Consider the following 13,622-nt stretch of genomic DNA (forward strand, 5'->3'; position numbering starts at 1 on the left):
GAGATTTTCCAAAGTTTAAATATAAAATAAACAAAGCTGAACTAATCAATGCTGCAGCTGAAAAAGGAAAATTATCTAAGAAGAATGTAACTAAAGCAGTTGAAGCAGCCTTCGATTCAATCGTATCTGCTTTAAAGAATGACGATAAAGTTCAATTAATTGGGTTTCGCAACCATGTAGATTTTGAATTAGCTGTTTCATTCTTTATGCTCTTTCTTATTGTTTTCTTTTCGTACAATAATGTTACAAATACAAAAATCATAACAGAAAGAATTCCTCAAGACCAACCATCATCCATAATGGAATCATCTTTTCTAAGGTATCTTGGTGGAATTATACAAAAGCATAGTAACGATCAATTATTCACTTTTAGTAGGATTGAAAAAATATCAAGAAGCACTTAATCCCCCTTATAAGCTAATTCGTATGACTATTCGTATACCTGGGTTCCTCTTTTATAAGCTCTTTTCTTAGACATTTTGAACAAATAGATAACTTAAAATCTTAACAGCTTTCCTCCGTATTCATTTAAAGAGCCTCTCCAGAAGGAAAGGCTCTGAGGCTGTTGAAAAACGCCCGCTTTCTTTGTTGCTCGCCTTGTTCGGATGCTCATTACCTACCTTGGTAACTCCTCTCCTCTCAAGGCTTCGCGCCTCGAAACACAGACGTTTTCAATCAGCCTAAAAATGGGCATTTTTTACTTTGTCTACACTCTGAGAGCCTCTCCAGAAGGAAAGGCTCTTTTTTATTTATTTTCTCAAGAACACGAGTTAAACCCCTAATTTTATATCAGTCTTCAAAAGGTATTTCTTCTTGTTAAATTTTTATTTCACATTTAATGGAGAAGAACTAAAATGCTTCTCTAACTTACGGACAATTTCATCATTGACCGCCTCGACAACTTCTAGGTATTGTGGTTTATCAAACAATTGATTAATTTGTTCAGGGAATGTCTGTTCGATATCACAACGTTCAATGGATTCATTAAATTTTGCTGGGTGAGCCGTTGCGAGTGTGACACATACTTCACTAGAATCATTACATGTTTCGTAAGCAGCGACTCCACAAGAAGTATGAGGGTCAAGCAAATAATTGGTTTCAGCATAGTACTTGCTGATAGTGTTCAGGCATTCTTCCCCTTCTACTCCATATGCTGCAAAATCCCCTTTTACCTGACGAAGCTGCTCCTCATTCACAGCAATTTTTCCTTCAGATTTGAATTGATCCATTACGGCAGTTACGGCCTCTGGATTTTCATCAAGCAAGTAGTACAGATAACGCTCAAAGTTGCTGGCAACTTGAATATCCATGGAAGGGCTATATGTACTGCGGAACTCACCAGGCTGGTACACCCCATCCTTGATAAAACGTTCTAAAATATTATTCTCATTCGTTGCAACAATAAGCTTGCCAACTGGAAGACCCATTCTCTTCGCCAAATAACCGGCAAAGATGTCCCCAAAATTTCCTGTCGGTACACTGAAGTTGAGACTGTTGATGTCTTTCTCTTTTGCCACTTGGAAATACGCATAGAAATAATAAACGGTTTGCGCTAAAATGCGAGCAAAGTTAATGGAATTAATGGCACGCAAATGATACTTGTTTTTGAATTCCAAATCTGCAAATAATTCCTTGATAATTCTTTGACCATCATCAAACGTTCCTTTTATCGCTAAATTCAAAACACTTTCGTCATGAACAGTCGTCATTTGCAGCTCTTGTACCTTACTTACTTTTCCATGAGGGTGTAAAATACAAATACGAATTCCTTCTTTTCCTCTTACTCCCTCAATAGCTGATGCGCCTGTATCCCCTGAAGTAGCACCCACAATATTGATTGTTACACCTGTCTTCTTTGCTATATAAGAATACAAATTCCCTAAAAATTGCAGTGCAACATCTTTAAAGGCAAAGGTTGGACCATGGAACAGTTCTAACACATACATGTTATCCTTTACCTTTTGAACAGGAGTTACCTCCGAATGACGGAAGGTGCCATAGCTTTTCTCGATTAATTCCTTAAGTTCATTCTCTGGAATTTCCCCGTCAACATAATAGGAAATAATTTCGTATGCTAATTCCTGATAAGTCAACTGAGACATAGCCTGCAGCTTTTCTGCAGAAATTTGTGGGATTTTTTCTGGAACTAAAAGTCCTCCATCCGTCGCCAGCCCCATTAAGACTGTATCAATAAAACCAATTTTACTTACATTCCCGCGTGTACTAATATATTTCATAATATCCTCCAAGAAAAAAATATAATCTATTACTACTATCCTTACCTAGAATTAGCTGTGAGTCAACAAGTAATTGAAATATTAGCTGAAATATCGTACTTATTATACTATTCTGACATTTTTTCGATTAATTAACTCCTTCTTTTCGTATTTGGCGTCTTATTTAACGGTTACATCTTATTATGACAATCTATTAAGACAAAAGTAAAGTAGCCATCATTGATAGCCCTCTTGCAATGATGTCAAACCCATAAGCTGGCATTTATTCTTTAAATATTCGCCAAGTAACTATAAGAATCTTATCAAAAATACCTTTAAAGCAGAACAGCAACGAGGTAAAAAATCGTTGCTGTTTTAACTCTTGCACTCATTCATGGCAGAATAGTGTTAGGCAGGCTGCGCAGCACTGCCACCAAGTGGGAGGGAACTGAGGTATTTAGAAGCTATTCCCTATTCACTCTCAATAAGACAGTTTTAACTTGGAAATATCCTGATTTATTCTAGGTAATTATAATGAAAAAATAAAACCAGTGTGTTCGGTAGAATATTAGAACACACTGGCAGTATAAGTCATTTTACACTGTTAATTATTTATTTTTAAGAGATTCCCCATTTGTTTCTATAACGTTTTTATACCAGAAGAAACTCTTTTTCTTTGTTCTTTTAAATGTACCAGTCAAGTCATCATGTCGATCAACGTAAATGAAACCATAGCGTTTCTTTATTTCACCAGTAGATTGACTTACTAGATCAATACACCCCCAGCTAGTGTAACCCAGAACCTCTACACCATCTTCAAGTGCTTCTCTTACTTGATAAAGATGATCATTCAAATAGTCAATTCGATAGTCATCAATAACCTCTCCCTCTTCATTGATGCTATCAGCTGCCCCTAATCCATTTTCTACTATAAATAGCGGCTTCTGATATCGATCGTAGAGAGTATTTAATGTATAACGTAATCCCTTGGAATCAATTTGCCAACCCCATTCTGAACTCGGTAAATGTGGATTTTTCACTGTACTTAATATATTAGCTTTGGATTGGAGATTTAATTCTTCATTTGCTGTGGCACATCCACTCATATAATAGCTAAAGGAGATAAAATCAACTGTATTTTTTAATATTTCTTCATCTCCATCTTCCATCTCAATCGTAATGTTGTTTTCTTTAAAGAAACGATTCATATAGCTTGGATAATAACCTCTGGCCTGGACATCTGAAAAGAAAAATGTTTCTCTGTCTTTTTTCATCACTTCTAAAACATCATTAGGATCCGTTGTTAATGGATACAAAGGAATACCAGCGACCATACAGCCAATTTGCGCATTTGGAATCATATCATGACATATTTTCACCGCGCTAGCACTCGCTACAAATTGATGATGAATAGCTTGATAAAGCAGTTGATTAGTAATTTCAACCTTATCAGGGCGTATTCCTCCTCCAATGAATGGAGCATGAAGCAGTATATTAATCTCGTTAAACGTTAACCAATATTTCACTTTATCTTTATAGCGATCAAATACGGTTTGAGCGAATCGCTCAAAAAAAGCAATAACTTTTCGATTTGTCCAACCACCGTACTCTTCTACTAGATGCATAGGCATCTCATAATGTGAAAGGGTAATGAGTGGTTCAATATTATATTTCGCCAGTTCATTAAAAAAATCATCGTAAAATTGTAAACCTGCTTTATTTGGTGTTTCTTCATCTCCATTAGGAAAAATTCTTGCCCAAGCGATGGAAGTACGTAGACATTTAAAACCCATCTCAGCCAAAAGTGCAATATCTTCTTTATAACGATGATAAAAATCAACTGCATTATGCTTTAAGTACTCGCCTTGTGGCGGATAAACAATAGGACCCCAGATTCCATCGGGCAAAACATCTGCTACTGTCAGGCCTTTCCCGTCTTCTAGGTATGCTCCTTCTACCTGATTCGCTGCTAAAGCGCCTCCCCATAAAAAGTTTTTTGGAAATTTGGTTATATCTGTCTTTGTCAAAATAAATTCCTCCCATAATAATTATAGTTTTTCTCCTGATTCTAATGTTTTCATTCTTTACAAGTAGATTTAATTATAAAAATATTGATATAATTTAAAATATTATTAATGCATTATTCCTATCTTAACTCCTCGTCTTATATTCAAATAAATCGTTTGTCTAATATAACGCTGAATGAATTATCTTCTCTTTATTACTTCAAGATAGCATCCATAATATTTTCTTTTTCATTTACGAATCCTGATGCTATTTTATTTATTTCTTTGTATCTCTCTACATTAGTAACAACAACTGGCGTCACTATTTCGTATCCTGCTTCTTTAATTTTGTCCATTTCAAACTCAACCATAAGCTGGCCTACATTTATCCTATCTCCCGTTTTTACATAACTAGTGAAATATTTCCCTTGTAAGTTCACAGTATCTATTCCAATATGAATTAATAATTCGGTTCCCTTATCTGATGTTAATCCTATTGCATGCTTTGTTGGAAATATAGCAGATACCACACCATCTATCGGAGATACCACTCTTCCTTCTATTGGTTCGATTGCAACTCCTTTTCCTAGCATTTCTTCTGCAAAAGTTGGATCTTTTACTTCTTTTAAATCTATTACTTTCCCTTTAATTGGACTTTGGATTGTTTCATTAACTGCCTTTATTTCAAAATTAGTTTGATTTTCTGCTACATTGTTCATCATATTTTTATCTTCATCAGATGGCATATCTTCAAATCCCCAGAACCATAAAATAACGAAAGTTACTATAAATGCAATTGTCATGGAAATACAAGCATTTATTAAATTTGTCCATCCGTCTGGACCTATAAAAGCAGGAAGTGATAGCAATCCTGGAGAACTGAATGCATATCCTTTTACTCCTGTAATACCAGAATAAAACCCTCCAACACCTCCACCAATCATAACTGCATAAAGCGCTCTCTTAATTTTTAATGTCACTCCAAATAGTGCTGGTTCCGTAATACCTAATATCGCTGTAATACCTGATGAAAATGCTAGTTGTTTTAAATCTTTATTTTTTGTTTTTAATGCAACGCAAAGGGCTGCTGCTCCTTGAGCAATATTACTAGGTAAATTCCCTGGCCCTGCAATTGTCTCATATCCAATAGAAGCATAAGATTGTATCATAAATGGTACTAAACCATAATGCATTCCCGTTGTAACCATTAATGGGAATATAGTACCTATTATTGTAGGAACCAACCATGGCGCATATAAATTAAGCATATTTAATCCTGTTGATATGCCTGTTCCTGCTACAAATCCTAGTGGTCCAAGTACTATAAATGCCAGTGGTGTAACAATTAGTAAACATAATAGCGGTTTTAAGAAAAATCTAATCATTTTTGGAATATGCTTTTCTAGAAATCTATCTACATATGACAATATCCAAACAGTTAAAAGGATTGGGATTACACTTGAAGAATAAGTTGCTAAAGTAACTGGAATCCCTAAAAATGATGTAAAATGAATATTAAACTGATCTGTCACTAATGCTGTATAACTAGGGTGTATCATAGCTCCAGCAATAGCTACAGCAATAAATGGATTACATTTAAATTTAACTGCTGCCGTAAAAGCTAACATAACTGGCAAGAAATACAACGGGGCATCGCCTATGAAGTTCAAGAAATAATAAGTATGACCTTCTGTATTAATTCCACATAATACGGCAATTGCTAATACAGATTTTATTAAACCTGCACCAATAATAGCTGGTAAAATGGGTGTAAATACCCCTGCTACTATATCAAGAAGATTTGTTACAAAACCTTTTTTCTCTTTAGGTTCTTCACTATTATTTGATGAGATATTAACTGAATTCATCAATGCTTCATATGCTTTTGGAACTTCAGGACCAATAATCAATTGAAATTGACCACCTTTATTTACAACACCAAGAACTCCTTTTGTATTTTTTAATACCCCTTCATTTACTTTAGAATTATCATTTAAATTAAATCTCAACCTTGTTGCACAATGAGTTAAATTGGAAATATTTTTTTCTCCGCCAACATTTTTTAAAATTTCTTGAGCAAGCTTTTGGAAATCCATATTTTATCCTCCACTATAATTAAAGTTTTTCTCTTATTTTCTCCTGTTTTCTAACGATTTCATTTTACATATAGAATCGATTGAAGGAATGTTCACATAGTACAAAAATATGGGTATCCTTGTATCTTTAAGAATGAAATTCAATATTTGGGTTAATTTTCCAAACCTGGTGCCACCCTTGAATTTTGCCAAATAGAAGATTGATATCGGACATTTACAAATTTTATACTACGAATGCTCGATATCAATTTCTTATTCTCGTAAAAGCTTTCTAATTAAATTATTGAATATTCAGACTTTTATATTTTTTAAAATATATTTCTAACAGTGACTGGCAGGGTTATCATAGTAGCAGTATCAATTAGCTTCTGTGTATCTTCTTCCACTTCATCTCCTATAGCAGAAATCCACGCACTTTCTGCTGCCTCGGCACTTTCAAACGTATACACGGAAACAGCATCATATTGATTCGCTTCCCCAACATAGCCTCCGTCACCTTGGCCGGCAGCTCTAGTTTGATGTTGACGGTACTCAACTAATCCTGGTAGTTTTTTTGCAATCGGGCCATGTACATGCTCGTAATGATAATAAAATTCTTCAATAGTTAAATCCGGTTTTCTTTTGAAAATAAACATAATAGAATGCATATAAAATCTCCTCCATCTTTTAGAAATATATAAATCAAATAATATCCTGTACAAGATATCTTATAGATGTATAATAAAGTCTATAGTTAGTATAGAGTCAAGGATAGTAAAGCAAAAAAAAAAAATGAAAGCGTTAAATGTTATTTTTTATAACATGAACAGTTTTTTTATATAACATAAACTGTTTCTTTTTAATAAAGGCACTCATACTTTCAATATAAAAAGGGAGTGAATAGATGGATGAAACCTTATTTTTCTATCGGAGAAATGTCGAAACTAAATAATATTCCTATCCAAACCCTACGCTACTATGACAAGATCGATTTGTTTAAACCCAACTATGTAAATCCAGAAAACAACTATCGTTATTACACGATTAAGCAGTTTTTTTATTTAGACATTATTAAGTATTTAAAGTATATCGGCACGCCTTTAGAGGAAATGAAGAAAATTATAGAAAGCAATCCTGAATCTATGTATTCATTTTTAGATAAACAGGAAATAACCATTCAAGAAAAAATTAGAAAGCTTCAGGACAGCCAACTGCTTATAAATAAGAGAAAATCTCAACTCTATGAACAACTGCTACTACAAAAACGAAAGCTAGGCGTGGTATACAAACGCACAATCGAAGAGCGATTTATTCTAAAAGTTTCCTGCGATCAAGTTAATCCTCACGACAATCCTGATTTATATATACGCAAATTGGCAACGGTGCTAGAGAAGGAAGGAAGTATGGTGGATAATCATTATGGCTGTATCTATCCGTTAAAAAACTATTCACACAGCCAAGAAATATATTACGATGCAGTTTATACCTCCATTATAGAAGAGCCAAAAATCGACTTGCCTTTGGATATTAAAGTCGATACACTGCCAGAAGGAGAATATATATGCATTGCTTTTGAATGGTCACCCGAAGATTACTATACATACTATACAAAGTTGCTAGAAACAATAAAAAAAGCACATGTATCAACAAATGGATTCGTCTACGAAGTCTCTCTACCCAATAACTATACTTCTTCTAAAGAAGAAAATTTTATTACAGAATTACAAATTTCCATAAACAGATAGAAATTATCATTGTAATCTATAAAATTTGAAAGCGACTATACCTAGTTTTAATAAAAAGCTAACAGACAATTTTGAACTGCACTTCATTTCTTTGTACACAAGCAAATAATTGAAGGTACAGTTTTTCTTTGGCAAAATTTAATCTTGAAGAAAAATTTTAAAACCATTGATTTATGAGTGGAATCGTATAAATTCCGATGAAATCAAATTAAAAACAAACAAACTAGAACGGTCATTATAGTTTTACAAAGAGATGGTGGGCTTTAAAGTTTTAAAGAAACACAACAATATCTCAGAACTTACTGCAGATAGCAAAAAATCCTTATTAGTGTTTAAAGAAATTCAAATATAGTAATTGTCGTCTCAAAATTTGTAATTAAGCTTTACTATTTTATAATTTTGTTGCGATATTTAGAATTTGATATAGCTGTACTGAGATTTTGGAGAAAACAATAAAAAATTGCCAAAAGGTCATCAGTGAAGTCCTGATGACCTTTTGGTTGTAACTCATTAAAATATCCAATTAAAGGATGGTTTTTCGGTTTTATTGATATCTCCGATTAAAGGAAGGCGTGTCAGCATATTGGCCAGTGCATAAGAATCCCATGGGAAATGCTCTGTAATGCCAAGACCAACAATATCATAAGCCTTTGCTACATCTTGAAGTACACGAATAATAGTCTCCATGTTTGAGCCAGTTGGTGCCTTTTCAACCATAGAGCTATATGTTGACGGATTCGCAATTAACAACGAACGGAATTCTCTTAAATCTAGGACATCTAAATCAAAATGAACGATTATTTTTGAAATGTTTGTCTTATGCAGCCAATCTAGCACAGGTGAACTGTCCTTCAAAATCGCCTCAGGTCTAACCACACTTAAGTCAAATTGTTTCATTACTTCTTTTTCAGAATCAGTTCCATCATTTAACCCTACATATAATACCTTATCAGGATTAACCAGTTTCGGTACTTCCGCAACGAAATCTTCATCTCCCACACCGAGCAGATTTGCAAGTACATGAGCATGATGGTTTTCAAAATGCTCAGGAGTATTTACATCTGGATGAGCATCGATCCAAAGAATTGCAACATCTCCATCATACTTATCATTAAGATAAGCAAAAGGAGCCAGCTCAACTCCACAGTCCCCACCAAATACTACAACACGGTCAGGATTATGTTTCTTAAGAATGCCCTTTGCAGCATGAGCCTGCTTGAGCAGCGTACTTCGTGCGAAAATACCTCTTTCTACACCAAGTCCTTCTTCTGTTCGGTCGATAGGTACTTCTTCAAAAGTATCATTTGAGTGAGGAGCCAGCCAGTTAAGAAGCTGTGCACCGAGATAATACGCTGGATTATTTCCTCCTTGCCATTGCGGCATTAGTAAACGCAGCGTCTTAGAAGAGTCGCTAACCATAGGATTCTCCTCCATAAATACTTTAGATTTTTTCATATGAATAACCTCCTTATAAATGTCATGCATTCCTTTATTTTTAGAAAGATGCAAGTTATAAGGAAATAATAAACTCTATAGTAACTACAGAGTCAAACTATTTGTCACTGGCAATTTGCTTTCCTCCAAGTCCAACGAAGTGAAGTTACGTATTATAAACGGTTAAGTAATTGCCTAAACAGGATAATTCTTGGTTTTTTGCGATAGGAATCTCCTTTATAATATATAGAGAACCTTTCATTAAACAGGCCTCATATGTCCACTATTATTATGTAATATTGCTGTTTATAACTTAAATTTTGCAAACTTTATAAAAAAGAACTAAAGCATTGCCTTGCTTCTTCACAAATAATAGCGCCACCAATTTCAACCATTTGATTTTTACAACAGTCGCAGCTTATATTTTCAGAATGATGGTGAATAACTTCCACCTCCAAGTTATCATGCAATGAATCATTTCTCTTTTTCTTTTGAACATTTCGCACAACAGTATAAGCAATCATCTGCTTACTTTGTTCTTCTGCGTGCTCAGAATCAGTAAAAGACGGTCATTATCAGATAATGACCCTTGCCCATCGCATATCGGCCTTCCCACAAATGATGTAGATATTTTTCACGCTAGTATAATCATGTTTCATAGCTGTTTCAACTCCCTCATAACGGTTTGAATGAGGCGCCCATCTATGCCGTTGAAGAAGGCTGTTTCAGCGTTTACCGTTTTGATTGTACAAATGCTTGTTGAAGGATTTTTTGAAGAAGTAGATGGTAAAAAAATTTGAGTCTCTGGGTGTAGTGTAACGGGGAGGATGGTTATTTTTATATGCGTTGTTTGAATGGGAGCTTACTGAATATTGAATAAAAAATATACTTAAAAAGCTTTTTCCGACTAAATTGTCAAAAAAAAGCTTTTTTAAATAGAGCTTACCTAACTTAATTTAAGCATTAAATGTTATTTATTGTCCTATAACCTATATCTCAGATATTCCTAAATCTTTTCCAGTATGTTTTTGAACTACCGAAGCATATATCTAATATGACTTCTAAGCCTATCAAGGTCTATCTTGCCTTCATTTACACCATTTATAATCGGTGTAACATAGAGTTATCCCTTTGATTTATTGGGATAGACACTTCATTACATCATCTTTATAACGTCTAAGTATTCATATGAAGCAATGATTTTATTTGGCATTCTCATCTGCTTGATGAATGCCGAAAATATTTCCTTCCGTATCCAGATAATATCCCTGCCATGCCATTCCTGGCAAAGCATATTTTGGCAACGCTACTTTTCCTCCGTTATTTAGAATTTGTGCTTCAATCGAATCGTAATCTTCCACTCCCATTGTACAAGCATAGCCATTCAAAGCTTGGTTTAGTTCTGGGGGAAGACTTTGACGCTGCATCAAAGCACCGTTAATTCCAGGGTCGTTTTCAGCGCCAGTTACAGCTCCAAAATAAGGAATCCCTGCATATTCACTCCAGTCTTGAAAGGTCCACCCAAATACTTCTCCATAAAACTTTTTTGCCCGATCCATATTATCCACATGAATTTCGAAATGAACGAGTCTTCCCATAATTTCCTCCTAATTTTTTTAAAATTTTTTTCCCTCTCTTACCTAGTATGTATTCTATCAATACTGTTCGTAATCCTACTTCATTATTGTAAAAAGCAGACTAATTTATTCCATTTTAGACTATTGATTGCCACCTGGTTTACCATAATGGACACACAAATTATTAGTGGCGTTATTTATCCGAAAAACCACCCTATTAATGATTGGATCTAATACTATTATTTAGGAACTTCTCTATGTGACAGTTAAATTCCTATTTCTTTTTTTGACGATATAAATCAACTGATTTATATCCTTGTGATAAGATATCAACCATTTGCGCTTGGCGCTTTTCATGTGTTTTCTGCTGCTTAGCCGAAAATATATAACGAGCCCAATCTTTTTGATAACCTGGTGTTAGACCCTTGTAGAGCTTGAGTTCATTAGGATGATCTATTAACAGCTTTTTTATATCTTCTACATTATTCTCATAGTCAGCTACACATTGACTTGCAGCTGATGTCTTTTGAGCTTTCTTTTTTTCACGCTTTAATCCAACGACAGTAAATACAGCATCCATACTCACCATTCGTGAAAATTTCATATCGCTATTTTCCACATATCCATCTTGGCCAACTTTCATTGCTGGAAAGATAGCATCTCTGTGAATGAACGTTTTATACTTCTTGTTTCCTTTTTTTGGATAGGCAAAAAATAAATACCCTTTTTCAAGCAACTGTTCCTCATTGATTATGCTTTGAGTATGGTCCACCATTTCATCGATTGTTTCGACAAAGATGAAAATAGCATCATGGTCTCCAGATAATGTTGTCTTATATCCATTAGACAAATCATAATCACTCGGTTGATTAAGTACGGTCAAATTTTTATACTTATTCAGATTTAATTTATTGATAATTGTCATAACATACTGCTCCTTTATTTAACGTTTGGTCAAATCTCTTCCTTCCACTTTCAGCAATACTGATTTATCCCCTTATTTGTCTAATAATCAGTGCTATCTCTGACCTTTTCCATCCATTTTGAACTTTTATTCAAGTTTAATAATTTAATAATGCTTTTCTAAAATTCACATACCATTGTGGAGCATTATCAAGATTAGCAGCATACTCTGAAACACCTTCACTAGGCAATTCAATCACTATTTCTGTTAAAACATCTACCATATTTGTACCTACCTTTAATACCCACTTTTTACTTAAGCTTTTGTCTACACTCTATATCTTAAAACAGTCCCTATTACTATCTTAATGCATTATCGATTATTTTTTAACAAAATCTGCCCAATGTTGCAGCTATATCCACATAATGAGAGTGAACCATATAAACACAGATTTATAACGGCCAACTAAATTTGCCTCTTTTGCCACAATAAATAACATTTCTATATTAGTTGCGGAAAAACAATCTCAAATTGATATTTGTTTAATATCAATTTGAGATATATAATAAAAACAACAATAATAGTAAGCGTTTACAGTAAATAATATAACTGATTCTTTACTTTTTATACATAAGGAGGAATTAACTATGAGCCAATTAGCAAGAGAATCCAAAGTGAAAGATTTAGTAGAAAAACAAAAATTCAATCAAAAAGAAATTATTGAGATGACTGATCCACAGATTGAATATTATCACTGGCTCTATTTTGAAGATTCAGCTTACGATTATATGTAAGTTAAAAATGAAACAATAATAATACAACTTTTGTATCGAGGGCGGCAGTGCCTCCTCTTATGGAGACAATAAAAAAAGACCTTATTAAACAGCTGTTTGTCGTATGGTTGCCGGCGATAGGCTGTTTAATTTCGTTTCTGCACAAATATTTTTATGATAATTATTGTATTCTTTGACGATATTTATCACACAGTTATTGGTTTTATGGTAAATTTGATTCAGATAGAAATGTTTCAGTTTTTAGCGAGGAGCATTATCCAAAAGAAGAAAAGCCATATAGTGATTATTGTAAGTTAGCTGACGATATGTACAAAAAGGGATACCGTTCTTTAGCTAAGTCCCTTAACTCGTTATCAAAAAAAGGGAATGTAAATCCCCTTCTTATTATAAATTCAGAATCTCCTATTATTATTTACCTTCTAATATATTTTTGTTTCATCTTTCCTGTCAAAATCAACATTATTGAAATAATTAATTTTGGAAGCACTATTAACAGCCTCTTTCAATAATCTTTCTTCAAAATCCTTTCTATTTTTATTAATAAATTTCGTAATATCTACACTTCTATTAGAATTTTGATTCATCAAAATACTCCTTTCTTTTCCATTATTCCAATTGCATAAGAATCAGCGCCCAGCCTACTCTTGCTTTGCAGGAAGACTTTTTGCTTCAGACAAAAATTATGTAAGCCTGTTGTTTAAAAAACAGAAAAAAGTGAATAAGATAAAACAACCTTCCAAATGTAGATTTCTGCATTTATGTAAAATTAGTGTGTACCCATTTATCCAACGTTTTTAATAAATCAAAAAATTCCCTATAGCTATATACCCTAAATTTGTTAAAATAAATGTAAAAAAACTAAAAATATATG

Annotated in this window: 12 protein-coding genes and 1 pseudogene; 3 read left to right on the forward strand and 10 right to left on the reverse strand. The window is 33.7% G+C overall.

What is annotated here, in order from left to right; all coding sequences use genetic code 11:
- Positions 1 to 26 precede the first annotated feature (26 nt).
- Positions 27 to 173: pseudogene (locus CWS01_RS22955) on the forward strand (HU family DNA-binding protein); the annotation flags it as partial.
- 651 nt (positions 174 to 824) lie between these two features.
- On the opposite strand, the gene thrC reads toward CWS01_RS22955, so the two are convergent.
- From thrC to CWS01_RS12105, 4 genes are all read right to left on the reverse strand, one after another.
- On the reverse strand, positions 825 to 2,237 hold the full coding sequence (thrC, locus tag CWS01_RS12090; RefSeq protein ID WP_101177458.1) for a threonine synthase: 1,413 nt from the start codon (positions 2,235 to 2,237) through the stop codon (positions 825 to 827).
- A gap of 587 nt (positions 2,238 to 2,824) precedes the next feature.
- A complete protein-coding gene (gene ascB / locus CWS01_RS12095) occupies positions 2,825 to 4,228 on the reverse strand; it encodes a 6-phospho-beta-glucosidase (protein WP_101177523.1) in 1,404 nt (467 codons plus the stop codon).
- 209 nt (positions 4,229 to 4,437) lie between these two features.
- The gene (locus CWS01_RS12100; protein WP_101177459.1) at positions 4,438 to 6,318 is read right to left on the reverse strand and encodes a beta-glucoside-specific PTS transporter subunit IIABC; all 1,881 of its coding nucleotides are present in this window, start codon (positions 6,316 to 6,318) and stop codon (positions 4,438 to 4,440) included.
- A 308-nt stretch (positions 6,319 to 6,626) separates the two neighbouring features.
- Positions 6,627 to 6,965, reverse strand: a complete 339-nt coding sequence (locus tag CWS01_RS12105; RefSeq protein ID WP_101177460.1) for an EthD family reductase — start codon at positions 6,963 to 6,965, stop codon at positions 6,627 to 6,629.
- Positions 6,966 to 7,205: 240 nt separating this feature from the next.
- Between CWS01_RS12105 and CWS01_RS12110 the strand changes: the two genes are divergently transcribed.
- A complete protein-coding gene (locus tag CWS01_RS12110; RefSeq protein WP_101177461.1) occupies positions 7,206 to 8,042 on the forward strand; it encodes a MerR family transcriptional regulator in 837 nt (278 codons plus the stop codon).
- Positions 8,043 to 8,552: 510 nt separating this feature from the next.
- Here CWS01_RS12110 and CWS01_RS12115 read toward each other — a convergent pair.
- From CWS01_RS12115 to CWS01_RS23185, 5 genes are all read right to left on the reverse strand, one after another.
- Positions 8,553 to 9,497, reverse strand: coding sequence for an arginase family protein (locus tag CWS01_RS12115; RefSeq protein ID WP_235852041.1), 945 nt, complete (start codon positions 9,495 to 9,497; stop codon positions 8,553 to 8,555).
- 308 nt (positions 9,498 to 9,805) lie between these two features.
- Positions 9,806 to 10,000: a hypothetical protein gene (locus CWS01_RS12120; protein WP_101177462.1), complete on the reverse strand. Its 195-nt coding sequence runs from the start codon at positions 9,998 to 10,000 to the stop codon at positions 9,806 to 9,808.
- A 678-nt stretch (positions 10,001 to 10,678) separates the two neighbouring features.
- Positions 10,679 to 11,074 carry a VOC family protein gene (locus CWS01_RS12130; RefSeq protein WP_101177463.1) on the reverse strand — a complete coding sequence of 132 codons (396 nt, stop codon included), beginning with the start codon at positions 11,072 to 11,074 and terminating at the stop codon, positions 10,679 to 10,681.
- Positions 11,075 to 11,327: 253 nt separating this feature from the next.
- Positions 11,328 to 11,978 carry a YdeI/OmpD-associated family protein gene (locus CWS01_RS12135; protein WP_101177464.1) on the reverse strand — a complete coding sequence of 217 codons (651 nt, stop codon included), beginning with the start codon at positions 11,976 to 11,978 and terminating at the stop codon, positions 11,328 to 11,330.
- A 136-nt stretch (positions 11,979 to 12,114) separates the two neighbouring features.
- The gene (locus CWS01_RS23185) at positions 12,115 to 12,240 is read right to left on the reverse strand and encodes an SRPBCC family protein (RefSeq protein WP_268877069.1); all 126 of its coding nucleotides are present in this window, start codon (positions 12,238 to 12,240) and stop codon (positions 12,115 to 12,117) included.
- Positions 12,241 to 12,604: 364 nt separating this feature from the next.
- On the opposite strand from CWS01_RS23185, the gene CWS01_RS22385 reads away from it, so the two are divergent.
- Positions 12,605 to 12,751: a BH0509 family protein gene (locus CWS01_RS22385; RefSeq protein WP_157827638.1), complete on the forward strand. Its 147-nt coding sequence runs from the start codon at positions 12,605 to 12,607 to the stop codon at positions 12,749 to 12,751.
- Positions 12,752 to 13,170: 419 nt separating this feature from the next.
- Here CWS01_RS22385 and CWS01_RS22390 read toward each other — a convergent pair whose 3' ends face one another.
- Entirely contained in the window at positions 13,171 to 13,335 is a 165-nt protein-coding gene (locus tag CWS01_RS22390; RefSeq protein WP_157827639.1) for a hypothetical protein, read from the reverse strand.
- Positions 13,336 to 13,622 lie beyond the last annotated feature (287 nt).

It is taken from the genome of Niallia nealsonii (assembly GCF_002835805.1).
Lineage (GTDB): Bacteria > Bacillota > Bacilli > Bacillales > Cytobacillaceae > Niallia > Niallia nealsonii.

Excerpts from the sequence above, each read along its gene's own strand:
- thrC (WP_101177458.1), bottom strand. The coding sequence starts at position 2,237 with ATGAAATATATTAGTACACGCGGGAATGTAAGTAAAATTGGTTTTATT.
- CWS01_RS12100 (WP_101177459.1), bottom strand. The coding sequence starts at position 6,318 with ATGGATTTCCAAAAGCTTGCTCAAGAAATTTTAAAAAATGTTGGCGGA.
- CWS01_RS12105 (WP_101177460.1), bottom strand. The coding sequence starts at position 6,965 with ATGCATTCTATTATGTTTATTTTCAAAAGAAAACCGGATTTAACTATT.
- CWS01_RS12110 (WP_101177461.1), top strand. The coding sequence starts at position 7,206 with ATGAAACCTTATTTTTCTATCGGAGAAATGTCGAAACTAAATAATATT.
- CWS01_RS12115 (WP_235852041.1), bottom strand. The coding sequence starts at position 9,497 with ATGAAAAAATCTAAAGTATTTATGGAGGAGAATCCTATGGTTAGCGAC.
- CWS01_RS12120 (WP_101177462.1), bottom strand. The coding sequence starts at position 10,000 with ATGATTGCTTATACTGTTGTGCGAAATGTTCAAAAGAAAAAGAGAAAT.
- CWS01_RS12130 (WP_101177463.1), bottom strand. The coding sequence starts at position 11,074 with ATGGGAAGACTCGTTCATTTCGAAATTCATGTGGATAATATGGATCGG.
- CWS01_RS12135 (WP_101177464.1), bottom strand. The coding sequence starts at position 11,978 with ATGACAATTATCAATAAATTAAATCTGAATAAGTATAAAAATTTGACC.
- CWS01_RS23185 (WP_268877069.1), bottom strand. The coding sequence starts at position 12,240 with ATGGTAGATGTTTTAACAGAAATAGTGATTGAATTGCCTAGTGAAGGT.
- CWS01_RS22385 (WP_157827638.1), top strand. The coding sequence starts at position 12,605 with ATGAGCCAATTAGCAAGAGAATCCAAAGTGAAAGATTTAGTAGAAAAA.
- CWS01_RS22390 (WP_157827639.1), bottom strand. The coding sequence starts at position 13,335 with ATGAATCAAAATTCTAATAGAAGTGTAGATATTACGAAATTTATTAAT.